This window comes from Ramlibacter sp., from assembly GCF_028291745.1.
Classification (GTDB): Bacteria; Pseudomonadota; Gammaproteobacteria; order Burkholderiales; family Burkholderiaceae_C; genus Ramlibacter.
Genome location: NZ_JAQGNQ010000051.1, coordinates 1 through 22,775, shown reverse-complemented (window position 1 = coordinate 22,775; position 22,775 = coordinate 1). Strand labels below are relative to the sequence as shown.

Genomic DNA, 22,775 nt, shown 5'->3' with positions numbered 1-22,775 from the left:
GAACGCGCAAGCGTATGCGGAATGCGCGAGGGCAGGGCGCAGCCGTGCGCAACCCCGTCCGTGACCATACGCAAAACCACGCGCTAGGGTTTTCCCGGCCGAGCCAGAACGCGAGGTCTACAATCTCCTGCTCTTTTTTGCCCGAACAATAGGCGCCAGAGGCTCCGGCGCCAGGAGACTGGATCCCATGCCCACTTCGACCCCGAGCGACAAGCGCGCGGAGCTGCGCCAGGCGGCCCTCGAGTACCACGAGTTCCCCACGCCCGGCAAGATCGCGATCGCGGCGACCAAGCAGCTGATCAACCAGCACGACCTCTCGCTGGCCTATTCGCCGGGCGTCGCTTCGCCCTGCGAGGAGATCGTGAAGGACCCGGCCAACGCCTTCCGCTACACGGCGCGCGGCAACCTGGTGGCGGTGATCACCAACGGCACGGCGGTGCTGGGCCTGGGCGATATCGGCCCCCTGGCCGCGAAGCCGGTGATGGAAGGCAAGGGCGTCCTGTTCAAGAAGTTCGCCGGCATCGACGTGTTCGACATCGAGATCGCCGAGAAGGACAACCTCGACAAGCTGGTCGACGTGATCGCGGCGCTCGAGCCCACCTTCGGCGGCATCAACCTCGAGGACATCAAGGCGCCGGACTGCTTCTACGTCGAGCGCAAGCTGCGCGAGCGCATGAAGATCCCGGTGGTCCACGACGACCAGCACGGCACCGCCATCACGGTGGCCGCGGCCATCCTGAACGGCCTCAAGGTGGTCGGCAAGAACCTGCAGACCATCAAGCTGGTCACCTCCGGCGCCGGCGCCGCGGCGCTCGCCTGCCTGGGCCTGCTGGTCAAGCTCGGTGTGCCGCGCAAGAACATCTTCGTCACCGACCTCGCGGGCGTGGTCTACAGCGGCCGCAAGGAGCTGATGGACGAGGACAAGATCCAGTTCGCGCAGGAGACCAGCGCGCGCACGCTGTCCGAGGTCATCCAGGACGCGGACGTGTTCCTGGGCCTGTCGGCCGGCGGCGTGCTCAAGGCGGAGATGGTCAAGAAGATGGCGGCCCAGCCGCTGATCCTGGCGCTGGCCAATCCCAACCCCGAGATCGACCCCGACCTGGCCAAGGCCACGCGCCCCGACTGCATCATCGCGACCGGCCGCACCGACTACCCCAACCAGGTCAACAACGTCCTGGTGTTCCCCTACATCTTCCGCGGTGCTCTTGACTCCGGAGCCACCACCATCACGCTGGAGATGGAGATCGCGGCGGTGCACGCGCTGGCCGAACTGGCGCAGGCGGAGCAAAGCGAAGTGGTCGCCGCGGCCTATGCCGGCCAGCAGCTGTCCTTCGGCCCCGAGTACCTGATTCCCAAGCCGTTCGATCCGCGGCTGATGATCAAGATCGCGCCGGCAGTGGCCAAGGCGGCGGCGGAAAGCGGGGTGGCGCTGCGTCCGGTCAAGGACATGGACGCCTACCGCGACCACCTGCAGAACTTCGTCTATGCCTCGGGCACGACCATGAAGCCGATCTTCATGGCCGCCCGCAATGCGCCGAAGAAGCGCGTTGCCTTCAGCGAGGGCGAGGAAGAGCGCGTGCTGCGCGCGGCGCAGATCGTCGCCGACGAGGCCGTGGCCCGGCCGACGCTGATCGGCCGCCCGAAGATCATCGCCCAGCGCATCGAGAAGTTCGGCCTGCGGCTGCAGGAAGGGCGCGATTACGACGTCGTCAACGTCGAACAGGACGACCGCTATCGCGACTTCTGGCAGACCTACCACCGCATGACCGAGCGCAAGGGCGTGACGGTGCAGATCGCCAAGATCGAGATGCGCCGGCGCCTGACGCTGATCGGCTCGATGCTGCTGCACAAGGACCAGGTCGACGGCCTGATCTGCGGCACCTGGGGCACCACCGACCTGCACCTGCGCTACATCGACCAGGTGATCGGCAAGCGCGCGGGCGTCAACACCTATGCCTGCATGAACGGGCTGATGCTGCCCGGCCGCCAGGTCTTCCTGGTCGACACGCACGTCAACTACGACCCGAGCGCCGACCAGCTGTGCGAGATCACGCTGATGGCCGCCGAGGAGATGCTGCGCTTCGGCCTCAAGCCCAAGGTGGCACTGCTGAGCCATTCCAATTTCGGCAGCAGCAACCATCCCAGCGCCGTCAAGATGCGGCAGGCGCTTGATCTGCTGCGCGAGCAGGCGCCCTGGATGGAGGTCGACGGCGAGATGCATGGCGACCTGGCGCTCGACGGTCAGGCGCGCATGCAGCTGATGCCGCACAGCACGCTGACGGGCGACGCCAACCTGCTGGTGCTGCCCAACATCGACGCTGCCAACATTTCCTACAACCTGCTGAAGACGGCCGCCGGCGGCAACATCGCCATCGGCCCGGTGCTCCTGGGGGCCGCCAAGCCGGTGCACATCCTGACGGCCAGCACCACGGTGCGGCGCATCGTCAACATGGCGGCACTCACCGTGGCCGATGCGAACGCCGCGCGCTGAGACTTCGCGCGACAGCATGCGCTAACTTAAGGCCTACGAGGCGGGGCCGTAAAGGCCCCGTCTCCTGCCCAAAATTTGGGCATCGGCTTGCCTTTTGCAGGCGCATGGGTCACACTACCGCCCTTGCAGTTCCGGGTTTACCCGGGTTTCAAGTTGGTCCGGCTTCTGGCCGGAGTGGCGTCCCCCCTTGAAGATCTCCTCAGAAGGTCCGTCCATGGCGCGTTATGCGGCAGTCAAGTCAGCGCTCAGCAGCGCTTTGATCGCCGTCGCTATCGTCGCTGCTCCCCTGGCGCAAGCCCGGGGTCTGATGGACGGATGGGCCCGTGACAGTGTGGCGACGGTTCGTGTCGCCGAGCTGCCGCGGCCCGGGCGGGAGATCTACGAACTGATCCGCCAGGGCGGACCGTTCCCGCGTGACAAGGATGGCACGGTGTTCGGCAACCGGGAGCGACTGCTTCCGGCCGAGAGGCGCGGTTTTTACCGCGAGTACACCGTGGCGACGCCCGGATCCCGCGACCGGGGCGCCCGGCGCATCGTGTGTGGTGGTCCAGCCCGGTCGCCGCAAGCCTGTTATTACACCGCTGACCACTACGCCAGCTTTCGCAAGATCGTGGAGTGACCCGAAAAATGAAGCGGGCTGAGTTTTTGACTACCGAGAAAGAACCGGAGATGGAACACCAATTTCGTCCCGACATTTCAGAGACACCCCTCAAAGGGGTGCGCAGCAACATCGTGCAGTCCATCCGCGCCTTCCGGGTGCAGGACCTGCAGGAGTCTGCCACCGCGATGGGCCACCACTTCCTGTATGCCAACCTGGCCACGGCCCAGAGCAAGCAGGACGTGCTGGACATGATCGCGCAGCAGTTCACCTTCCCGTCGCACTTCGGCAAGAATTTCGACGCGCTGTACGACTGCATGACGGACCCACTGCACAAATCGGGCCCGCAACCCGGCTTCATCGTGGTGCTGGAGCACATTCCGGCGAACGGCAAGTTCGACAAGGAAGCGCGGGAGCAGCTCCTGGACATCTTCCGGGACACTGCCGATTTCTGGGCTGATCGGAAGGTACCCTTCCGATGTTTCTATTCTTTTCAGTAGCCCGTTCCGCGCAACAAGGCCAAGCGGAACGGGCGAACGAGGCCCAGGGCGAACCCGTGCAACAGCCGGTCGCCATCACGGAAAACGGCGAGAAGATGCCGACGGACAAGATCCTCGACGTCTCCCCGCTGGCGCTGCGAATGAGCAGCCCCTTCAACGCGGGCTACTGGCTCGCGGCGGCGTAAGTCGCACCAGAGAAAGCCGGGTAACTGCCCGGCTTTTTCGTTTTGGGCGCGGCGGACTATTCAGCATTTCCGAACGCAGAAGGCGCAGAAGTTGCGCAGAAATCGCAGAAGACTTCCATCGAGGAGCGGGCCCGCTTTTTGGCGCCTTCCTTTTCCTGTCTTCCTTCTGCGTGTTCTGCGTACTTCTGCGCCTTCTGCGTTCAGAACTGCACGGTCAAGCACCAGCGCTCAAGGAAACCACCGCAGCACACACCGACAGGTATTCCGCCACCGGCACCTCCTCGGCGCGCCGCTGCACGTCGAAGGTGCCCGTGAAGCCCTTCTCCTGCAGCCACTTGCCCAGCGTGTGCCGCAGGATCTTGCGGCGCTGCGAGAAGGCCACCTGCACCAGCTCGGACAGCAGCTTCTCGTTCACCGCCGCCGGCTGCGCGTAAGGGATCATGCGCACCACCGCGCTGTCCACGCGCGGGGGTGGATCGAAGGACTCGGGCGGCACGAACAGCACGCTTTCCATCGCGTAGCGCCACTGCAGCATCACCGACAGGCGCCCGTAATCGGCGGTCGCCGGCGCGGCCACCATGCGGTCGACGACTTCCTTTTGCAGCATGAAGTGCTGGTCCTCGATGCGGGCCACGTGCCGCAGCAGGTGAAAGAGGATCGGGCTGGAGATGTTGTACGGCAGGTTGCCCACCACCCGCAGCTTCGGCGCGCCCATGCGGTCGGCCAGCGCCGTGAAGTCCACCGTCAGCACGTCCGCCTCCACGACATCGAGGTGCTGATGCTGGCGCAGCCGCGCCGCCAGGTCGCGATCGAGCTCGATCACGGCAAGCGCGCCGACGCGCTCCACCAGCGGCTGGGTCAGGGCGGCCAGGCCGGGACCGATCTCCACCATGGCCTGGCCGGCACGCGGATCGATCTCGCGCACGATGCCGTCGATGATGCCGGCGTCGGCCAGGAAGTGCTGGCCGAAGCGCTTGCGGGCAATGTGCTTCACGCCTTCACTGCGGCGGCTCGCGCATCTCCACGTACGCGCGGCCGCGCACTTCCTGCGCCCATTGCACGTAGGCCTCGTCCAGTTTGCGTTCGCGCACCAGGTTGCGCACGACCTCGCGCTGTTCGCGCTGGCTCATGGTCGCCTGGCGCCGCTCCAGCAGCTGGATCAGGTGGACGCCGAAGCGCGTGACGATCGGGTCGGCGATCTGGCCCGGGCCCAGCGCGTTGATCGCCTCCTCGAACTCGGGCACGAACATGCCCGGGCTGGACCATCCGAGGTCGCCGCCGTTGCGCGCGCTCGCGTCCTGCGAGTTGTCGCGCGCGAGCTGTGCGAAGTCGGCCTGGCCGGCCGCGATGCGCCGCTTGTAATCGGCCAGCCGCTCGCGGGCCTGTGCCTCCGTCAGCTGCGCACCGGGGCGCAGCAGGATGTGCCGCGCGTGGCTTTGCGTGACCGCCATCGCGGAGGAGCCGAGCTCGCGCTTTTCCAGCACCTTGACGATGTGGAAGCCGGCCACCGAGCGCACGGGGCCGACGATGTCCCCCTGCTTCGCCTCTCGTGTCGCATCCAGGTACAGCTGCGGCAGCCGGTCGGCCGAACGCAGGCCGATCACGCCGTCGTTCTGCGCCGCGCCCGCCGCATCGGAGTTCTCGCGCGCCAGCTTGGCGAAGTCCTCGCCGCCGCGCGCGCGCTGCACCAGCTGCTGCGCCTTGGCCTGCGCCTGCGCCAGCTGCTCGGGGCCGGCGCTCTCCGGCACGGCCACCAGGATGTGCGCCAGATTGAGCTCGGTCAATGCCGGATCGTTCGCACCTTGCTGGTCGCGCAGGAACTGGTCGACATCGAGGTCGGTGACCTTCACGCGCGCGTCGAGCTCGCGGTCGCGCAGGCGCTGCAGCATGATCTGGCTGCGCAGGTCCTCGCGGAACTGCGCCACGTTCATGCCGTCGGCGGTCATGCGGCGGCGCAGTTCGGCGACCTCGATGCTGTTCTGGCGGGCAACGTTCTGCTCTGCCTGGTCGACCACCGCGTCGTCGACCCGCACGCCCAGTTCGTGCGCGAGTTGCAACTGCGCCTTCTCGGTGATCAGGCGATCCAGCACCTCGCGCGTGAGCTGGGTGCGGGGCGGCAGCGGCGCGCCCTGCTGCGCGAGCTGCTGTTCGTAGCGGACCATGCGCGCGCGCACTTCGTAGTTGGTGATCGGTTCGGAGTTGACGACCGCGACGATGTAATCGGCGGCGCGCTGGCTGCTGTCGGACAGCGAGGCCGCGGGACGCGAGAGCTGGGGCGCCGGGCGCAGGCCCTGGGCGACGGCGGGCAAGGCGGCGGCCGCGAGCGCTGCAGTGCAGGCAAGGGCCAGGAAACGGAGCTTCATCGTGGTGGGACTCTAGTCGTAGTTGCTGAACCGGCTGGGCGTGGTGACACGCTCGCGCAGGTATTGGTAGCGGGGGATATTTTCCTTGAGCGACTGCAGGGCGTTCGAGCCGAGATGGCTGAAGCCGACGAACTCGAGCTGGAACAGGATCCGCTTGTTGGCACTGGTGGTGCCGGTCTGGAAGCGCTCGAGGACCACGCGACCGAGCCAGCAACCGCCGTCGTATTCGAGGCCCAGCACGCCGTCGACCAGGCGCTTGTCCAGCAGGCTCACGTCCATGCGGCCGACGCTGTACCAGCGGCCCTCGCCCTCGCCCATGCCGGGGCCGAGATCCTGGCCCCGGTCGCCCCACAGGTCGTTCAGCGGCCATTGCCAGCCGATGTCGACCTCCGAACTGACGCCCTGCTGCCGCCGGAACGCGGCGCTGATCACGTGGTAGTTGCGCGGGCTGTAGCGCACGCCGATCACCTGGCGCGCGGAGTCGCCGGTCTTGGGGTTGTACTGGATGGTGGTCTCGGCGCTCCACTGCCGCACCAGCGCCACCGAGGCGCCGAACAGGATGTCCGACAGGCGATCGCTCACCGGCGTGCCACCCGGCAGCGTGACGTTCTGGTTGCTGAAGCGCAGGCGCTGGGCCAGCGCGAACTTGGCGGCCTCGGCGCCGGTGTCGGGATCGAGCAGGCGGGTGGTCGCGCCCAGCGTCAGCAGGTTGTTGTCGACGATCCGGTCGGAGCCGCCGAAGATGTTCTCGGTGTAGATGCTCGCGAAGTTGAAATCGAGCAGCGCCGAGTCGTAGTTGGGCAGCCGGCTCTGGTCGCGGAAGGGCGTGTAGACGTAGAACGCGCGCGGCTCCAGCGTCTGCGTGAAACGGCGGCCGAAGAGGGTCGCGTCGCGCTCCAGCACCAGGCCGCTGTCCAGGCTGAAGGTGGGCACGGTCGAATCGGCGGTGGTGATGCCGGTGCTGCTGGGTGAGTCGAGGTTGTAGTGGCGGGTGATGACCTGCAGCTTCGGGACCACGAACCAGCCCGGCGCCTGGAACGGCCGGCTCACCTGCGCCTGCAGGTAGCTGCGGTCGCCATTGGGCTGCGTGGCTTCCGGGATGCCGGCAAACTGCGGCAACAGGCTGGCATCGATGGAGCGGGTGAAGCGCGTGTAGTCGGCCGTCACCGTCGTTTCGAAACCGCCCCACAGGTTGTTGCCGACGTGGGTGGCGGTGAGTTCCGGCGACTGGTCGTAGGGCGGCAGGATGAAGCTGTTGCTCGTCGGATCCTGCAGCGTCTGCCACTTCAGCACGCGGGCGCTCAGGGCGACGCCGTACCAGTTCCAGGAGAGGGTGCCCGCCTGGGACAGCAGGCGCTGCGTCAGCGTGCCGCCGCTGCGGGTGAAGTCGCGCCAGTAGTTCTCGTCGCTGACCTTGTTGATGTTCAGGACGAGCGCGGAGGGCCCCAGCACCGGCAGGACGAGGCCCGACTGCGTGTGCGTGAGCGTCAGGCCCCAGCGATCACGGTCGCGCAGCTTGTCGGTGGGCATGTAGTCGCCGCGGATCACGCCGTTGTAGGTGGGCTCGAGGTAGCGGAATTCCCCCCCCAGGTCGACGCCCCGTTTGCTCATGAACGTGGGGTAGATCGTCGCGTCGCGGTTGGGCGCGATGTTCCAGTAATAGGGCAGCGTCAGTTCGGCGCCGTTGACGTTGTCCAGCCCGAAGGTGGGCGGCAGCACGCCGCTCTTGCGCTGGTCGCTCAACGGAAAGCTCATGCCCGGCACCGGCAGGATCGGCAGTCCCATGAAACTGAGCACCGCGTTCTTCGCGTAGCCGGTCTCCTCGTCCTGGTCCACCGAGATCGACGCGGCGCGCAGGATCCACGCCGGCATCCAGCTCGGGCCCGGATAGCGCTGGCAGGTGGTGTAGGTGGCGTTGCGGATGATCGAGTGCTTGTCGTCGACGAAGTCGATGCGATCCGCCTGCCCGTAGGCATTGTTCTGCAGGAAGCGGTAGCGCGGCTCGTTGAAGAAGCCCTCGAAGGATTCGAGGTGCAGTTCGAGCAGCGGGCCTTCGAAGACGTTGCCGGCCTTGTTGACGTGGACGTTCCCGGTGGCGTGTGCGAGGTCCGTGGCCTGGTTGTAGTCGAGCTTGTCCGCACGGATCACCGTGTCGCCGCGCCGCAGGACCGCGTTCCCATCGACCGTGGTCTCCAGGTCGGTGCGCCCCTGGATGTGATCGCCCTCGACGAACGTCGGCAGTTGCGAGCGGTTCGCGCGCGGGATGTCCTCCCGCAATTGCGGGGTGGTCTTCAGGTGTGGCGACGGATCTTCCTGCGCGTGGGCGGCGGGCTGCAGCAGCGAAGCTGCGACCAACGCGACCGGGCTCAGGGCGAAGCGGGCCAGGGACGCCTTGTTTCTTTCGTGATGCATCGGGGTGAGGACCCGGGCGGCCGGGCGGCGCGCCACCTTGGATTTGTAGAATCGATTATCCATGAGCGATTCCGTGTCCACCGTTTCCCAGCCTGCTCCCGCCCACGCGCCCGTGACCTGGAGCGACCCCGCTCGCGAGGCCGCCTTCCACGACTGGCTCGCGCAGGTGGCACCCGGGCACGGGCTCGATCCCGCCAGCTTACGCCTGGCCTCGGCGGACGCGAGCTTTCGCCGCTACCTGCGGGTCGATGGGGCGCAGGGCAGCCGCATCGTGATGGACGCGCCCCCCGAGCGGGAGGACTGCGCGCCATTTGTAAAGATTGCCGCATTGATGGCCGAAGCCGGCCTGAACGTGCCCCGGGTGCTGGAATGGGACGCCCCGCGCGGCTTCATGCTGCTCGACGACCTGGGCACGCAGACGATGATCGAGGTGGTCCAGCCGCAGGCGCCCGCGGCCAACCAGCAGCTTTACCTGCGGGCGGTCGACGCGCTGGTCTCCTGGCAGTCCGCATCGAAGCCGGGGGTGCTGCCGGCCTATGACGAGGCCCTGCTCGCGCGTGAACTGTCGCTCTTTCCCGACTGGTACCTGCAGAAACACCGCGGCATCGAAATTTCGCCGGCGCTGCGGCAAACGCTGGATGCGCAGTTCGGCCTGATCGTCCAGCGCAATCTCGCGTCGCCGAGCGTCTACGTGCACCGCGACTTCATGCCCCGCAACCTGATGATCCCGCGCGATCCGGCGGAGCCCCGCCTGGGCGTGCTCGATTTCCAGGACGCCGTGTACGGGCCGGTCACGTACGACATCGCGTGCCTGATGCGCGATGCCTTCCTCAGTTGGGACGAGGAGTTCGTCCTCGACATCACGGTGCGCTACTGGCAGCGGGCGGTGAAGGCCGGGCTGCCGGTCGACCCCGACTTCGGCGAGTTCTATCGCGCGGTCGAGTGGATGGGGCTGCAGCGGCACCTGAAGGTGGCTGGCATCTTCGCGCGGCTGACGCTGCGCGATGGCAAGCCGAAGTACCTGGCCGACGCGCCGCGCTTCATCGGCTACATCCGCGCGACGGTGCACCGCTATCGCGAGCTCGGTCCGCTGGCACGCCTGCTCGACGAGATCGAAGGCAGCGAGCCGGTCAGCGGCTACGCCTTCGGCCGGCTCTGACGCCGTGCCGCGCCTTTATTGCAGCGAGCCCCTGAGCCTCGGGCTCGAACTTGCGCTGCCGGCCGGGGCCGCGCGCCACGTGCAGGTGCTGCGCCTGCAGCCGGGCGACGGCATCACCCTGTTCGACGGCCGCGGCGGCGAGTACGAGGCGGCCGTCACGCACATGGGCCGCAGCGAGGTGCGCGCGCAGGTGGGTGCGCATCGCGCGATCGAGCGCGAAACGACCCGCGCGGTGCACCTGGCCGTCGGCATGCCGGCCAACGAACGCATGGACTGGCTGGTGGAAAAGGCGACCGAGCTTGGCGTCGCCTCGCTGCAGCCGCTGCTGGCCGAGCGCAGCGTGCTGCGGCTGGCCGGCGAGCGCGCGCAGAAGAAGCAGGCGCACTGGCAGGGCGTGGCCATCGCCGCCTGCGAGCAGTGCGGCCGCAACCGGGTGCCGGTGGTGCATGCCGTCGAGACGCTGCCCGCGTGGCTCGCGCGCCAGGCTGCGCCCGGGCTGGTGCTGTCGCTGCGTGCAAGCAGCCGGACGATCGTGGCCGCCGCAGCCGCGCAGGAACTGACGCTCCTCAGCGGCCCCGAGGGCGGACTCGCGCCCTCCGAGGAAGATGCTGCGCTGGCGGGCGGCTGGCAGCCGGTGCACCTGGGCGAGCGTGTGCTGCGCGCCGAGACGGCGCCGCTGGCCGCGCTGGCGGTGCTGACGCTCCTGCCCTGAGCTTCAGAAGCGCGCGTCCAGCCACTGCCGCAGGCAGCGATAGACCGGCTCGGCATCGAGCTCGTTGAACAGCTCGTGGTAATGGCTCTCGAAGCAGCGCGTGGTGACGAACTGCGGCGGCGCGCCGGAGGCGAAGGCGCGGGTGCCCGTCGTGTCGACCAGGCGGTCGTCGCCGGCAAACATCAGCAGGGTCTGCACCTTCCAGCTGGGCGCGCGCATGCGCACCAGGTGGCCCTCGTCGCTGATGAAGCGGGCGAGCCGGCCGGAGATGCGGTCGTGCACGCGCGGGTCCGTGCGGTAGGCCTGCACCACCCGCGAGTCGTGCGAAAGGTAATCCGCCGCCAGGCCGCTGCCGACCGTCAGGTTGGGAGCGACGCGCGGCACCACCGCCATCAGCAGCTTCTGCACGGGCGACAGGCGGGTGGCCAGCACCGGCGAGCACAGCACCAGGCCATCGACGGCCAGCAGGGTCCGGGCGACGAAGCTGGCGGCGATCAGCCCGCCCATGCTGTGCCCGAGCAGCACGATGGGCATGCCGGGCTGGCGGATGCGCGCGCTTTCGATCAGGTCGGCCAGGTCGTCGAGCAGGCGGTTGGGGTGCGGCAGGCCACCGCGGGTGCCGTCGGAATCGCCGTGGCCGTACTGGTCGTAGCCACGCACCGCAAAGCCCCAGCCATTGAGCACGCGGGCAACGGTGTCGTAGCGGCCGGCGTGTTCCCCCAGGCCGTGCACCAGCAGCATCTGCGCCCGGGGGCGCACGCCCTCGGGCAATTGCCAATCCTGCACGGCGAGGTTGTCGCCATCACTGGCCGTGAACGTGGAAAGGGTGGACTCGACGCCTGCTGGGCTCATCGCCCGGGATCATGGCCGGGCTGGGGGCGAAGTCAATGCCCCGTTGGGGGGAACCCGCGACGCCGCGGTCGCCGAAGTGACCGCAAGCGCAGTCTCAAGGCATCTGCGCCATCACCTCGGCCACGGCCGCGGTAATGCGTTTGGCATAGGGGACGTGCAGGAATTCATTGGGTCCGTGCGCATTGCTGCGCGGCCCCAGCACGCCGCAGACCATCATCTGCGCCTGCGGAAAACCCTGACTCAGCAGATTCATCAGGGGGATGGTGCCACCCTGGCCGATGTAGCCCACCGGCGCGCCGAAGTGCGCGAGCGAGGCGGCGTTCAGCGCGTTCTCGAACCACGGCACGGTGGCCGGCGCATTCCAGCCGGAAGCGCCACCGCCGCCTTCGAAGGTGACGACGGCTTGATAAGGCGCGTTGTCCTCCAGCAGCTTCTTGAGTTCCTGCACCGCCTGGCCGGCGTCCACCAGGGGAGGCAGGCGCAGCGACAGCTTGAAGGCGGTGTAGGGACGCAGCACGTTGCCCGCGTCCTGCATGGCCGGGAAGCCCTCGGCCCCGACCACCGACAGGGTAGGCGACCAGGTGCGGTTGACCAGCGCCTGCACCGGGTCGGTGGTGGTCGGCAGCGCGAAGGTGCTGGAGCCGCCGCAGTCCGCATGCGCCCAAGGGAAGCGCTTGTAGACCTCGTCGCCGAGGATGGCGGCCGTCGCCCTGGCCTGCTCGAGGCGCTGCGCGGGGATCTCGCAATGGAAGCTTTGCGGCAGCAGGCGACCGGTCTTGCTGTCCTCCAGCCGGTCGAGCACCTGCCGCATGATGCGAAAGCTCGAAGGGACCAGGCCCGAGGCGTCGCCCGAGTGCACGCCCTCGGTAAGGATCTGCACCTTGAGCGTGCCGCCGGCCAGGCCGCGCAGCGAGGTCGTGAGCCACAGCTGGTCGTAATTGCCGGCGCCCGAGTCGAGGCAGATCACCAGGCCGACGTCGCCCAGCCGCGGGCGCAGCGCGTCCACGTAGGGCAGCAGGTCGTAGGAACCCGATTCCTCGCAGGTCTCGATCAGGCCGACGATGCGCGGATGCGCCTTGCCCTGCGCCTTGAGCGCCTGGATGGCGGCGATGCTGGCGTACACCGCATAGCCGTCGTCGGCGCCGCCGCGCCCATAGAGCTTGCCCTCTTCGTACTTGGGCGTCCACGGGCCGAGGTCATTGCGCCAGCCGGTGAATTCGGGCTGCTTGTCGAGATGGCCGTACATCAGCACGGTCTGCTGCGCGTCGGCGCGGGTCGCGGCCACTTCGAAGAACAGCACCGGCGTGCGGCCGGGCAGTCGCACCACCTCGAGCTGCAGACCCTCCACCTTCTGCGCCTCCACCCACGACGCCGCATTGCGCAGCACCGTCTCGAGGTAGCCGTGCTGCTGCCACTGCGGATCGAAGCCCGGCGACTTGGCCGGGATCGCGATGTACTCGGTGATCTGGCGCACGATGTCGCCATCCCATTGGCGCGTCACCTGGTCGAGCGCGCGAGCGCTGTCGAGCACGGTGGCGGGGAGTTCGCGGTGGAGAGGAGCGTTCATTGGGGGGAGGGGCCTGGGAAAGTCAACGCTTCCACTGTACGCGCTCGACCGGGCGCTGGGCTAGCATGCCCCCACATTCCCCTTGCTCCCCATGAACAACATCCACGTCGGTGTCGGCGGCTGGACTTTCGAGCCCTGGCGCAACAATTTCTATCCGGCCGGCCTGCCGCACAGCAAGGAGCTGCAGTACGCCAGCCGCCAGCTCACGGCGATCGAGGTGAACGGCACGTTCTACAGCACCTTCAAGGAGGCCACCTTCGCGAAATGGCGCGACGAAACGCCCGAGGGCTTCGTGTTCTCGCTCAAGGCCCATCGCTTCACGACGCACCGCCGCGACATGGCCACCGCTGGCGAGGGCGTGGAGCGCTTCGTGGGCAGCGGCATCGCTGCGCTCGGCGACAAGCTGGGTCCTTTGCTGTGGCAGTTCATGCCGACCAAGGCCTTTGCCGCCGAGGAGGTCGAGGCCTTCCTGCGACTGCTGCCGCGCGAAGTGCAGGGCCGGCCGCTGCGCCATGTGCTGGACGTGCGGCATCCCAGCTTCGCCTGCGAGGAATACCTCGACCTGCTGGCGCGGCACGACTGCACCACGGTGTACACCGACTCGGAGAAATTTCCCGCGATCCCGCATGCCAGGCACGGGTTCGCGTATCTGCGCCTGATGCGCAGCCGGGCAGAGCTTGCGACGGGCTATCCGCCCGACGAACTCGTGCCGTGGGCGCGGGGCGCGCGCGAGTGGGTCGGGCTCGGCGCGGACCGGGAGGCCTTCGTGTTCTTCATCAATGGGGCCAAGGAGAGGGCGCCGGCGGCAGCGATGGAGTTCCTGAAGATCCTGGGCGGGTGAACGCCTCGCAGGTGGGCTGGGCGTGAGCGCGTGCCGCCGACGTGCGTGCTAAGGCCGCACGGTGGATTGCGCTGCGCGCAATCCACCCTACGAAGGCATCCATTGCAGGTGTCCCTGACCCGCTTCGTTCAAGCGCACGACCAGCGAAGCCGATGCATCCTGCGCCACCGTGAACGCGATCTCCACCGCATCCCCGTGGCGCACCTCGCCCAGCGCAGCACCTGCCTCCTGCAGCGCGCGCCGCACCGCGCCTTCCAGGGCATACGGCACGATGCAGGCAAGCTGCAGCATCTTGCGCAGCGGCAACTTCTGCGCTCCCAGCAGCGCCTGCGCCACCGCGTCGGTGTACGCGCGCACCAGCCCACCCGCTCCCAGCTTCACGCCGCCAAAGTAGCGCACGACCGTCGCCAGCACGCCTTCGAGCTGCTGGTGCCGCAGCACCTCCAGCATCGGCCGGCCGGCGGTGCCGCCCGGCTCGCCGTCGTCGTTGGCCGCCGATTGCCCGCCGGCGAGCAGCGCCCAGCAGACGTGCGCGGCGCCGGGATGTTGCGCGCGCAACGATTGCACCATCACCAGCGCCTCCGCGCGGCCGGCCACCGGCTGCACGCAACCGAGGAAGCGGCTTTTCCTGATGACCAGTTCGCTGTGAACGGCCCCAGCCAGCGTCAGCGCCATGCCAGGTGGCCGGACGCCGGCAGCGTCACGCCACGGACGTCTGCAGCGCCCGCAGCCAGCCCAGGCCTTCGCTGGTGCCCCCGGGCTGCGCACCGCGCGCCGGCCGGTACTCGCAGCCGACCCAGCCCTGCCATCCGCATTCGGCGGACACCTCGTCGATCACCGTGAACAGGTAGTCGTAGTTCAGCTCACCGAGGTCCGGTTCGTGGCGCAGCGGCACGCCGGCAATCTGGAAGTGGCCGACGCGCCCGGTCGGCAGGTACTGGCGGATCTTCATCGCCACGTCGCCCTCGACGATCTGGCAGTGGTACAGGTCCATCTGCACCTGCACGTTGGGCTCGTCGATCTCCGCCAGCAGTTCGTGCGCGTGGTCCTGGCGATTGAGGAAGAAGCGCGGGATGTCGCGCGTGTTGATCGGCTCCAGCAGCAGCTTGAGGCCCTGGCGCGCCGCCTCGCGCGCAGCCCAGCGGATGTTGGCGACATAGGTGGGACGCAGCTCCGCGCGCTCCTGCCCCTGCGGCACCAGCCCCGCCATCACGTGCACGCGCGGGCACTGCAGCGCGTCGGCGTATTGCAGCGCGCGGGTGATGCCCTGGCGGAATTCCTGCTCGCGTCCCGGCAGGCAGGCCATGCCGCGCTCGCCGCCGTTCCAGTCGCCCGGCGGAGCGTTGAACAGCACCTGCTGCAGGCCGTGCGACTGCAGGCGCGCGGCCAGTTCGCTGGCCTCGAACTCGTAGGGGAACAGGAACTCGACGCCCTGGAAGCCGTCGCGCGCGGCGGCTGCGAAGCGATCGAGGAAGGCATGCTCGGGATAGAGCATGGACAGGTTGGCGGCAAAGCGCGGCATGGCAATCCTCCTTCAGCGCAGCGCGATGCGCGCGGCCTGCGGGTTTTCGGCGATGTAGTCGCGCACGATCGCATCGAAGTCGGCGTCGTTGCGCAGTCCGAGGCTGCGCGCGCGCTCCCAGGCGACGTCGCCGGGCCAGCTGCGCACCAGCTTCTCGATCGCGGCGTCGGGCTGCCAATCGAGCAGCGCGCTGGCCTCCTTGCCCGCCACGCGCTCCAGCGCCGCGGCCATGTCGCCGACGGTGGTGCCCAGGGACGGCAGGTTGATGGCCGTGCGCTGGCCCCATTGCGCATCGCTGGCTTCGGCGGCGCGCACGAAGCCTTCGACCGTGCGGGTGGGCGAGGCCAATGCGACCGGCACGTCCGGGCCCACGGGGACCCGCGCGCGCTCGCCGGCAAGCGGCTCGCGGATCATGCCGCTCAGGAAACCCGAGGCCGCGCCATTGGGCCGGCCCGGGCGCACGCTCACCGTCATCGGCCGCACGCTGCGGCCGGCGATGAAGCCCTTGCGCGTGAAGTCCGCGACCAGCTGCTCGCCGATGAATTTCTGGATGCCGTAGCTGCCCTGCGGCGTGGGCAGCGAGTCGTCGCGCACCCTGCCCAGCGCGGGCCCGCCGGGCTGTTGCCCGAACACCGCCAGCGAGCTCACGAACACGAACACCGGGCAGGTGCCGAGTGCGCGGCAGCCATCCAGCAGCGCGCGCGTGGTGTCCAGGTTGCTGCGCATGCCGAGGTCGAAATCGGCCTCGCATTCCGCGCTGACCGCCGCCGCCAGGTGGAACACGAGATCGGTGTCCGCGCCGGGGAGATCGCGCCGCTGCAGCAGCTCGATGAGGTCGCCCTGCAGCGCGTGCACGCGGGCATCGGCCAGCAGGTCGGCGGGCGCGGGGCCGCGGTCGGCCAGCACGATCTGCGCGATCGGGCGGGCCGGGGCGCCGCGCAAGGAAAGCGAGCCGGCCGCGAGCAGGGCCCGCGCCAGGCGGGCACCGAGGAAACCGGCGCCGCCGGTGATCAGGATGTTCATCGTGGGTCCTTGGCGCTGGGCGCGCCCTGCTGGATGTGCGCGGGAGTATCGCTCGTTCGCCGGCACCCACGATGCGGGGTTCACCCGCTGTCAGGCCAGGCCGGACAGGCGCAGCAGCATGCCGGCCAGGGCACACGCCACGATCACGGGAATGACGCCGGCCTTGCGGCGAAACAGCGCGAACGCTGCCGCCGCCGCGATGGCCAGCGCGACCAGGTCGAGCGGCCAGCCCGGCGTGGGATGGTCGCGCGCGATGTGCACGAGGAAGAACAGGGCGAGCGTGGCAATCACGCCGACCACGGCCGCTGTGATGGCGGTCAGCGGCGCGGTGAGGCGCAGGTTGCCGTGCGTGGACTCCACCAGCGGGCCGCCTGCCAGGATGAACAGGAACGAGGGCAGAAACGTGAACCACGTCACCACACTGGCCGCCAGCGCGCCGGCGAGGAACAGCGCATCGGGGCCCAGCAGATGGCGCGTCCAGCCGCCGACGAAGCCGACGAAGGCCACGACCATGATCAGCGGACCCGGGGTGGTCTCGCCCAGCGCGAGCCCGTCGATCATCTGCGCGGGCGTGAGCCAGTGGTGATGTTCCACCGCGCCCTGGAACACGTAGGGCAGCACGGCATAGGCGCCACCGAAAGTCAGCAGCGCAGCCTTGGTGAAGAACCACGCCATCTGCGTGAGGGCACCGGCCACCCCCTGCGTGGCCAGCAGCAGCGCCATGGGCGCGATCCACAGCACCGCACCGACAGCGAGCACGAGCGCCAGCCGCGACTTGCGAAACAGCGCATGCGGCGGCGTCGGTGTCTGATCGTCGATCAGCGCCGCGCCCCAGCTGCGATCGCCCTGGCCGTGAGCGGCCGCTGGCGCGAACTGCGCCGGCACGAACCGGGCGCCAAGCACGCCGGCCAGGGCCGCGATCGCGATCACCAGGGGAAAGGGAATCTGCAGCCAGGCAATGGCCACGAAGCTCGCCAGGGTGACGGCCCACAGCAGCGGCACCTGCGCGGGGCTGCGCAAGGTGCGGCTGCCGATGCGCCATACGGCGTGCAGCACGATGGCCGCCACCGCCGGCTTGATGCCGTAGAACAGGCCGGCCACCCAGCCCACTTCACCGAAGGCCAGGTACACCCAGCTCAGGCCGATGAGGATGAACAGCGAGGGCAACACAAACAGCGCGCCGGCCGCGATGCCGCCCCAGGTGCGATGCATCAGCCAGCCGATGTAGGTGGCCAGCTGCTGCGCCTCGGGTCCCGGCAGCAGCATGCAGTAGTTCAGGGCGTGCAGAAAGCGACGCTCGGAGATCCAGCGCTTTTGCTCGACCAGTTCGCGATGCATGATCGCGATCTGTCCGGCCGGCCCCCCGAAGCTGATGAAGCCCAGCTTGAGCCAGAACTTCAGCGCTTCGCCCAGGGGGACCGCGGCATCGGCCATCGCTTCAACCGCGCTCGAACTTGAAGACCGCGGTGCTCGCCGTGAGATTGGGCAACAGCCGCCGCTCGCGGCCGTCCTGCAGGCCGAACGCATCGAGGATGGTCAGGCGGCTGCGGGTGGCCAGCACCTCGAAATCCTTGAAGGTGCCCACGCGGATGTTGGGCGTGTCGTACCACTGATAGGGCAGCCGCTTGGTCACGGGCATGCGCCCGCGCACGATGGACAGGCGATTGGGCCAGTGCGCGAAGTTGGGAAAGGCAACGATGCCAAGCTTGCCCACGCGCGCCGTCTCGCGCAGCATGATTTCGGCATTGCGCAGGTGCTGCAGCGTGTCGATCTGCAGCACCACGTCGAAGGTGTCGTCGTCGAAGATCGTCAGGCCCTGGTCGAGGTTCAGCTGGATCACGTTGACGCCGCGCTTGACGCAGGCGAGCACGTTGGCATCGGCGATCTCGATGCCATAGCCGCTGCAGCCGCGCTCGCGCTGCAGGTAGTTGAGCAGCGCGCCGTCGCCGCAACCCAGATCCAGCACACGCGCCCCTTCGGGCACCAGCCGGCCGATGCACTGCAGGGTGGCCTTGTCGCTCATCGGGTCGCCTCCCCGGTCCGCAATTGGAGGGGGCGGGCGCCTTCGGGCGGCCGTGCGGCGCTCACAGCAAGGCTCCGGCGGGCAGTTCGCGAGGCGCCGCGGCAACGCCGGGCGCTTCGGCGGCAATGCGTGCGAAGTACGAGCGCACCAGCCCGAGGTAGCGTGGGTCTTCCAGCAGGAAGGCGTCGTGGCCGTGCGGTGCATCGATCTCGGCGTAGCTGACGTCGCGCTCGTTGTCGAGCAGCGCCTTGACGATCTCGCGGCTGCGTGCGGGTGAGAAGCGCCAGTCGGTGCTGAAGCTCACGAGCAGGAAGTGCGCCGTGGCCGCGGCCAGCGCCTTGGCGAGGTTGCCGTTGTGGCGGCGCGCGGGATCGAAGTAGTCGAGCGCCCGCGTGATCAGCAGGTAGGTGTTGGCATCGAAGTACTCGCTGAACTTGTCGCCCTGGTAACGCAGGTAGCTCTCGATCTGGAACTCGATGTCCTGCGTGGTGTAGATGTAGTCCCCCACGCGCCGCGGCGCGGCGCTGCCCCCTGAGGGGGCGGTGGCCCGCAGGTCGATGCCTTCCCGCAGTTGCCGGCCGAATTTCTCGTTCATCACGTCGTCGGACAGATACGTGATGTGGCCCACCATGCGGGCGATGCGCAGCCCGCGCTTGGGCACCACGCCGTGCTCGTAGAAGTGGCCGCCATGGAAGTCGGGGTCCGTGACGATCGCGCGCCGCGCGACCTCGTTGAAGGCGATGTTCTCGGCGTTCAGATTGGGCGCGCTCGCGACCACCACCGCGTGGCGCACGCGCTGCGGGTACTGCAGGGTCCATGACAAGGCCTGCATGCCACCGAGGCTGCCCCCCATCACCGCCGCCAGTTGCGCGATGCCCAGGCGATCGAGCAGCCGTGCCTGCGCATCGACCCAGTCCTCCACCGTCACCACCGGGAAGTCGGCGCCGTAGATGCGGCCGGTGTCGGGGTTCACGTCCATCGGGCCGGTGGAGCCGAAGCACGAGCCCAGGTTGTTGACGCCGATGACGAAGAAGCGGTCGGTGTCCACCGGCTTGCCGGGCCCGATCATCGTGTCCCACCAGCCCTCGGATTTCTCCTCGCCCGCATACGTGCCGGCCACGTGGTGCGAGGCATTGAGCGCATGGCAGATCAGCACCGCGTTGCTGCGGTCCGCGTCGAGCGTGCCGTAGGTCTCGTAGGCCAGCGAGTAGTCGCGGATCGAGGCGCCGCTTTGCAGCGCGAGCGGCGCGTCGAACTGCATGGAACGTGGCGTGGCGATGAAGGAGGTCATGAACGAAAAAACCCGGCCCCGCTACAGCGGGCCGGGTTCCGGCCTGTCTTTAGCGGCATTTATTGAGCGCCCGCAAGCGAGGCAAATCGGCGCTTGCGGGGAGTATAGCGCCCCCATCCCGGCCTTCCGCCGGCGGGGGAAGGAGCAAGTCAGTGCAGCACTGCCAGCAGATCCAGCACCAGGAAGATCACCGCCCCGATCGTGTGCACCAGCTTGATCGGCACCTTGCGCGTGATGCGGTCGCCGAACCAGACGACCGGCGTGTTGGCCAGCATCATCCCGAGCGTCGTGCCCGCCACCACCGGCGCCCACGCGTTGAAGCGCGCGGCGAGCATCACCGTGGCGACCTGCGTCTTGTCGCCCATTTCTGCGAGGGCGACGATGCCGGTGGAGGCGAGGAAGGCTTCCATGAAGTCGAATGCTCCGGCCGGAACGAAAACACCATGACTGCGCGGCATCCCCGGCCTGAAACGGAGGCTGCGCAGTCAAAGGTCTCGCCAAACCGAAGCCGCCGGCGCCACGGAGCGTTGCTGCTCCAAGTCTGTTGACGCCGGCCCTTTCGAGCTGAAGGGAGGCTACTCCCCGATGAGTGCGCGGAGTCTGGCTTGCGGCCCGGTGCACAGAGTCGGCGCACTTATTGCTTTATTTTGGTGCGGGCCTGCAAAGGCCCGTTTAAACGCACCAATAGCAAGCATTTCATCCAAAGAGGCAACAATGGAAGCACTAAAACAGGGCTCCGACGTCCTGTTTATCCTGCTGGGCGCCATCCTGGTCCTGGCCATGCACTCCGGGTTCGCGTTTCTCGAGCTCGGAACGGTCCGCAAGAAGAACCAGGTCAATGCGCTCGTCAAGATCCTGGTCGATTTCTCGGTCTCGACGGTCGCGTACTTCCTGGTCGGTTATTCGGTCGCCTACGGCACCGGCTTCCTGGTCGGCGCCGACCAGCTGGTGGCCAGGAACGGCTTCGAGCTGGTGCGCTTCTTCTTCCTGCTCACGTTCGCGGCGGCGATCCCGGCGATCATTTCGGGCGGCATCGCCGAGCGCGCGCGCTTCGGCCCGCAGCTCATTGCCACGGCGGTCATCGTCGGCCTGGTCTATCCGCTGTTCGAGGGCGTCGCGTGGAACCACCGCTTCGGCATCCAGGAGTGGATCCGCGCCACGACCGGCGCGGAGTTCCACGACTTCGCCGGCTCGATCGTCGTGCATGCCGTGGGCGGCTGGCTCGCGCTGCCGGCCGTGTTGCTGCTCGGTGCCCGTAGCAATCGCTATCGCAAGGACGGGGCGATGTCGGCCCATCCGCCCTCCAACATTCCCTTTCTCGCGCTCGGCGCCTGGGTGCTGACCGTGGGCTGGTTCGGTTTCAACGTGATGAGCGCGCAGACCATCGACAAGGTCTCGGGGCTGGTCGCGGTGAACTCGCTGATGGCGATGGTGGGCGGCACGCTCGCCGCCCTGCTGATGGGCCGCAACGACCCCGGCTTCGTGCACAACGGACCGCTCGCCGGACTGGTCGCGGTCTGTGCCGGCAGCGACCTCATGCATCCATTGGGCGCACTGACAGTAGGGGCTTGTGCCGGTGTGATCTTCGTCGCAATGTTCACGCTCACGCAGAACCGCTGGAAGATCGACGACGTGCTCGGCGTGTGGCCGCTGCACGGGTTGTGCGGCTTGTGGGGTGGACTGGCGGCGGGCCTGTTCGGCAGCAAGGCCTTGGGCGGACTCGGCGGCGTGAGCTTCGCCGCGCAGCTGATTGGAAGCTTGCTTGGCGTGGCCTGGGCATTGTTGGGCAGCTTCGCCCTCTATGGGCTGCTCAAGGCGACAGTGGGGCTGCGACTGTCGGCCGAACAGGAGTTCGAGGGCGCCGACCTCGCAATTCACCGCATCGGATCCACTCCCGAGCGCGAAGCCAATTGGTAGCGCAACAGCGGGCGCGCCAATGGTCGCGCTGCCCGCAAGCAACACGACCATAAGGCGTCAGGGGCAGTCCCAGTGTGAACGAAACAAGGGAATGGCATAATGCGTTCCGTGGGTCGGGGTTCGACCTACGAGTTTGCGGTGTTTGTCGGTCTCGCGTGGTTTTGATTGCGTCTTGCGGACTCCATCGCTTCATCTAGCGTTTTTCTTCAGGAGTCCTTCAATGGGCAACAAGCTATACGTGGGGAACCTTCCCTACTCTTTCCGCGACAGCGACATGGAACAGGCGTTCGCGCAGTACGGTACCGTCACCAGCGCCAAGGTCATGATGGAACGTGACACCGGCCGCTCCAAGGGTTTCGGTTTCGTCGAAATGGGCAGTCCCGCCGAAGCGCAGGCTGCCATTGCCGGCATGAACGGCCAGCAGATCGGCGGCCGTGGCCTCGTGGTGAACGAAGCCCGTCCGATGGAACCGCGTAGCGGTGGCGCTGGCGGCGGCGGCGGCGGTGGTCGCGGCTTTGGCGGCGGCGGCAGCGGTGGTGGCGGCGGCGGCTACGGTGGTGGCGGCAACGGCGGCGGCGGTGGCGGCCGTGGTTTCGGCGGCGGTGGCAGCGGTGGTGGTGGCGGCGGCGGCGGTTACGGCCGCGATCGCTACTAAGCAGCGATCCGCAGCAGTCACATGCAGAAAAAGGGCCTCCGGGCCCTTTTTTCATGGGCGCGGGCAGCCCGGATTCCTCCTCATTTCGGCGTGGCTTGGGTCCGCACCCCTTGCCACCCGGCCGACGGTCTGCTTCATAATGGAATCGCGTGGTCAAGCTTTACACGCAGGGTTGCGGGGAACAGGTGCCTTTCGCGTCGCTTCTGAATGCGTTTCCGGGATTCCATCGCTTTCTCGCTTTCAAGTTCTTATTCAGGAGTCCCTTCGATGGGCAACAAACTCTACGTAGGCAACCTGCCCTACCAGGTGCGTGACAGCGACCTGGAAGAGGCATTCGGGCAGTACGGCCAGGTCACCAGCGCCAAGGTGATGATGGATCGCGAGACCGGCCGCTCCAAGGGCTTCGGATTCGTCGAGATGGGCAGCGACGCGGATGCGCAGGCTGCCATCGACGGCATGAACGGCCAGCCGCTCGGCGGCCGCAGCATCGTCGTGAACGAGGCGCGGCCGATGGAAAACCGTCCGCGCGGCTTCGCCGGCAGCGGTGGCGGCGGCAGTGGTGGTTATGGCGGCGGCGGCGGTGGTGGCGGCTACGGCGGTGGCGGTGGCGGCGGCGGCCGTTCCGGCGGCGGTGGCGGCTACGGCGGTCGCAGTGGCGGCGGCA

General features: G+C 68.1%; 21 protein-coding genes, 1 pseudogene and 1 riboswitch. Of the genes and pseudogenes, 10 read left to right on the top strand and 12 right to left on the bottom strand.

Going from position 1 to position 22,775, the window contains the following annotated elements; all coding sequences use genetic code 11:
- The first annotated feature begins 187 nt into the window (after positions 1 to 187).
- The 4 genes from JWP60_RS07740 (at position 188) to JWP60_RS07725 (ending at position 3,774) form a co-directional block, all read left to right on the top strand.
- Positions 188 to 2,491, top strand: coding sequence for an NADP-dependent malic enzyme (locus tag JWP60_RS07740; protein ID WP_299788744.1), 2,304 nt, complete (start codon positions 188 to 190; stop codon positions 2,489 to 2,491).
- 214 nt (positions 2,492 to 2,705) lie between these two features.
- The gene (locus tag JWP60_RS07735) at positions 2,706 to 3,110 is read left to right on the top strand and encodes a ribonuclease (RefSeq protein ID WP_299788741.1); all 405 of its coding nucleotides are present in this window, start codon (positions 2,706 to 2,708) and stop codon (positions 3,108 to 3,110) included.
- A 50-nt stretch (positions 3,111 to 3,160) separates the two neighbouring features.
- Positions 3,161 to 3,589, top strand: coding sequence for a barstar family protein (locus JWP60_RS07730; RefSeq protein ID WP_299788932.1), 429 nt, complete (start codon positions 3,161 to 3,163; stop codon positions 3,587 to 3,589).
- Between the two features lie 56 nt (positions 3,590 to 3,645).
- Positions 3,646 to 3,774 carry a hypothetical protein gene (locus JWP60_RS07725; protein ID WP_299788738.1) on the top strand — a complete coding sequence of 43 codons (129 nt, stop codon included), beginning with the start codon at positions 3,646 to 3,648 and terminating at the stop codon, positions 3,772 to 3,774.
- Positions 3,775 to 3,988: 214 nt separating this feature from the next.
- Here the strand turns inward: JWP60_RS07725 and rsmA are convergent, their stop codons facing one another.
- From rsmA to JWP60_RS07710, 3 genes are read right to left on the bottom strand one after another with little or no spacing between them, the layout of a single operon-like run.
- Positions 3,989 to 4,768, bottom strand: coding sequence for a 16S rRNA (adenine(1518)-N(6)/adenine(1519)-N(6))-dimethyltransferase RsmA (gene rsmA / locus JWP60_RS07720; RefSeq protein WP_299788735.1), 780 nt, complete (start codon positions 4,766 to 4,768; stop codon positions 3,989 to 3,991).
- Positions 4,769 to 4,772: 4 nt separating this feature from the next.
- Positions 4,773 to 6,137, bottom strand: a complete 1,365-nt coding sequence (locus tag JWP60_RS07715; protein ID WP_299788732.1) for a peptidylprolyl isomerase — start codon at positions 6,135 to 6,137, stop codon at positions 4,773 to 4,775.
- A 12-nt stretch (positions 6,138 to 6,149) separates the two neighbouring features.
- Entirely contained in the window at positions 6,150 to 8,612 is a 2,463-nt protein-coding gene (locus tag JWP60_RS07710; RefSeq protein ID WP_299788729.1) for an LPS-assembly protein LptD, read from the bottom strand.
- Between JWP60_RS07710 and JWP60_RS07705 the strand changes: the two genes are divergently transcribed.
- Positions 8,611 to 9,708 carry a phosphotransferase gene (locus JWP60_RS07705; RefSeq protein WP_299788726.1) on the top strand — a complete coding sequence of 366 codons (1,098 nt, stop codon included), beginning with the start codon at positions 8,611 to 8,613 and terminating at the stop codon, positions 9,706 to 9,708. The two genes, JWP60_RS07710 and JWP60_RS07705, sit on opposite strands and share 2 nt — an antisense overlap.
- Positions 9,709 to 9,712: 4 nt before the next feature.
- Positions 9,713 to 10,420 carry a 16S rRNA (uracil(1498)-N(3))-methyltransferase gene (locus JWP60_RS07700; protein ID WP_299788723.1) on the top strand — a complete coding sequence of 236 codons (708 nt, stop codon included), beginning with the start codon at positions 9,713 to 9,715 and terminating at the stop codon, positions 10,418 to 10,420.
- Between the two features lie 3 nt (positions 10,421 to 10,423).
- Here JWP60_RS07700 and JWP60_RS07695 read toward each other — a convergent pair whose 3' ends face one another.
- Together JWP60_RS07695 and JWP60_RS07690 are read right to left on the bottom strand one after the other, a co-directional pair.
- Positions 10,424 to 11,272 carry an alpha/beta hydrolase gene (locus tag JWP60_RS07695; RefSeq protein WP_299788720.1) on the bottom strand — a complete coding sequence of 283 codons (849 nt, stop codon included), beginning with the start codon at positions 11,270 to 11,272 and terminating at the stop codon, positions 10,424 to 10,426.
- 94 nt (positions 11,273 to 11,366) lie between these two features.
- The gene (locus JWP60_RS07690; protein ID WP_299788717.1) at positions 11,367 to 12,839 is read right to left on the bottom strand and encodes a M20 family metallopeptidase; all 1,473 of its coding nucleotides are present in this window, start codon (positions 12,837 to 12,839) and stop codon (positions 11,367 to 11,369) included.
- Positions 12,840 to 12,930: 91 nt separating this feature from the next.
- Here JWP60_RS07690 and JWP60_RS07685 point away from each other — a divergent pair, with 91 nt between their 5' ends.
- Entirely contained in the window at positions 12,931 to 13,680 is a 750-nt protein-coding gene (locus tag JWP60_RS07685; protein WP_299788714.1) for a DUF72 domain-containing protein, read from the top strand.
- Between the two features lie 87 nt (positions 13,681 to 13,767).
- On the opposite strand, the gene JWP60_RS07680 is transcribed toward JWP60_RS07685, so the two are convergent.
- The 7 genes and pseudogenes from JWP60_RS07680 to JWP60_RS07650 form a co-directional block, all read right to left on the bottom strand.
- On the bottom strand, positions 13,768 to 14,355 hold the full coding sequence (locus JWP60_RS07680; protein ID WP_299788711.1) for a YigZ family protein: 588 nt from the start codon (positions 14,353 to 14,355) through the stop codon (positions 13,768 to 13,770).
- A 25-nt stretch (positions 14,356 to 14,380) separates the two neighbouring features.
- Positions 14,381 to 15,202 (bottom strand): 2-oxo-tetronate isomerase, encoded by an 822-nt coding sequence (otnI, locus tag JWP60_RS07675; RefSeq protein ID WP_299788708.1) that lies wholly within the window; start codon positions 15,200 to 15,202, stop codon positions 14,381 to 14,383.
- Between the two features lie 12 nt (positions 15,203 to 15,214).
- On the bottom strand, positions 15,215 to 16,225 hold the full coding sequence (denD, locus tag JWP60_RS07670; protein ID WP_299788705.1) for a D-erythronate dehydrogenase: 1,011 nt from the start codon (positions 16,223 to 16,225) through the stop codon (positions 15,215 to 15,217).
- Between the two features lie 90 nt (positions 16,226 to 16,315).
- Positions 16,316 to 17,659 carry a chromate efflux transporter gene (gene chrA, locus JWP60_RS07665; RefSeq protein WP_299788702.1) on the bottom strand — a complete coding sequence of 448 codons (1,344 nt, stop codon included), beginning with the start codon at positions 17,657 to 17,659 and terminating at the stop codon, positions 16,316 to 16,318.
- 4 nt (positions 17,660 to 17,663) lie between these two features.
- The gene (gene metW, locus JWP60_RS07660; protein WP_299788699.1) at positions 17,664 to 18,248 is read right to left on the bottom strand and encodes a methionine biosynthesis protein MetW; all 585 of its coding nucleotides are present in this window, start codon (positions 18,246 to 18,248) and stop codon (positions 17,664 to 17,666) included.
- Between the two features lie 61 nt (positions 18,249 to 18,309).
- Entirely contained in the window at positions 18,310 to 19,539 is a 1,230-nt protein-coding gene (locus JWP60_RS07655) for a homoserine O-acetyltransferase (RefSeq protein WP_299788696.1), read from the bottom strand.
- Positions 19,540 to 19,688: 149 nt separating this feature from the next.
- Positions 19,689 to 19,928: pseudogene (locus JWP60_RS07650) on the bottom strand (TMEM165/GDT1 family protein); the annotation flags it as partial.
- Between the two features lie 31 nt (positions 19,929 to 19,959).
- A riboswitch (yybP-ykoY riboswitch) is annotated at positions 19,960 to 20,135 on the bottom strand.
- Positions 20,136 to 20,253: 118 nt separating this feature from the next.
- On the opposite strand from JWP60_RS07650, the gene JWP60_RS07645 reads away from it, so the two are divergent.
- From JWP60_RS07645 to JWP60_RS07635, 3 genes are all read left to right on the top strand, one after another.
- A complete protein-coding gene (locus JWP60_RS07645) occupies positions 20,254 to 21,456 on the top strand; it encodes an ammonium transporter (RefSeq protein WP_299788693.1) in 1,203 nt (400 codons plus the stop codon).
- A gap of 220 nt (positions 21,457 to 21,676) precedes the next feature.
- The gene (locus JWP60_RS07640) at positions 21,677 to 22,111 is read left to right on the top strand and encodes an RNA-binding protein (protein ID WP_299788690.1); all 435 of its coding nucleotides are present in this window, start codon (positions 21,677 to 21,679) and stop codon (positions 22,109 to 22,111) included.
- A gap of 267 nt (positions 22,112 to 22,378) precedes the next feature.
- The coding region (locus JWP60_RS07635; RefSeq protein WP_299788687.1) for an RNA-binding protein at positions 22,379 to 22,775 on the top strand (397 nt) is incomplete at its 3' end.

Excerpts from the sequence above, each read along its gene's own strand:
- JWP60_RS07740 (WP_299788744.1), top strand. The coding sequence starts at position 188 with ATGCCCACTTCGACCCCGAGCGACAAGCGCGCGGAGCTGCGCCAGGCG.
- JWP60_RS07735 (WP_299788741.1), top strand. The coding sequence starts at position 2,706 with ATGGCGCGTTATGCGGCAGTCAAGTCAGCGCTCAGCAGCGCTTTGATC.
- JWP60_RS07730 (WP_299788932.1), top strand. The coding sequence starts at position 3,161 with ATGGAACACCAATTTCGTCCCGACATTTCAGAGACACCCCTCAAAGGG.
- JWP60_RS07715 (WP_299788732.1), bottom strand. The coding sequence starts at position 6,137 with ATGAAGCTCCGTTTCCTGGCCCTTGCCTGCACTGCAGCGCTCGCGGCC.
- JWP60_RS07705 (WP_299788726.1), top strand. The coding sequence starts at position 8,611 with ATGAGCGATTCCGTGTCCACCGTTTCCCAGCCTGCTCCCGCCCACGCG.
- JWP60_RS07710 (WP_299788729.1), bottom strand. The coding sequence starts at position 8,612 with ATGGATAATCGATTCTACAAATCCAAGGTGGCGCGCCGCCCGGCCGCC.
- JWP60_RS07695 (WP_299788720.1), bottom strand. The coding sequence starts at position 11,272 with ATGAGCCCAGCAGGCGTCGAGTCCACCCTTTCCACGTTCACGGCCAGT.
- JWP60_RS07690 (WP_299788717.1), bottom strand. The coding sequence starts at position 12,839 with ATGAACGCTCCTCTCCACCGCGAACTCCCCGCCACCGTGCTCGACAGC.
- JWP60_RS07685 (WP_299788714.1), top strand. The coding sequence starts at position 12,931 with ATGAACAACATCCACGTCGGTGTCGGCGGCTGGACTTTCGAGCCCTGG.
- JWP60_RS07680 (WP_299788711.1), bottom strand. The coding sequence starts at position 14,355 with ATGGCGCTGACGCTGGCTGGGGCCGTTCACAGCGAACTGGTCATCAGG.
- otnI (WP_299788708.1), bottom strand. The coding sequence starts at position 15,202 with ATGCCGCGCTTTGCCGCCAACCTGTCCATGCTCTATCCCGAGCATGCC.
- denD (WP_299788705.1), bottom strand. The coding sequence starts at position 16,225 with ATGAACATCCTGATCACCGGCGGCGCCGGTTTCCTCGGTGCCCGCCTG.
- chrA (WP_299788702.1), bottom strand. The coding sequence starts at position 17,659 with ATGGCCGATGCCGCGGTCCCCCTGGGCGAAGCGCTGAAGTTCTGGCTC.
- metW (WP_299788699.1), bottom strand. The coding sequence starts at position 18,248 with ATGAGCGACAAGGCCACCCTGCAGTGCATCGGCCGGCTGGTGCCCGAA.
- JWP60_RS07655 (WP_299788696.1), bottom strand. The coding sequence starts at position 19,539 with ATGACCTCCTTCATCGCCACGCCACGTTCCATGCAGTTCGACGCGCCG.
- JWP60_RS07645 (WP_299788693.1), top strand. The coding sequence starts at position 20,254 with ATGGAAGCACTAAAACAGGGCTCCGACGTCCTGTTTATCCTGCTGGGC.
- JWP60_RS07640 (WP_299788690.1), top strand. The coding sequence starts at position 21,677 with ATGGGCAACAAGCTATACGTGGGGAACCTTCCCTACTCTTTCCGCGAC.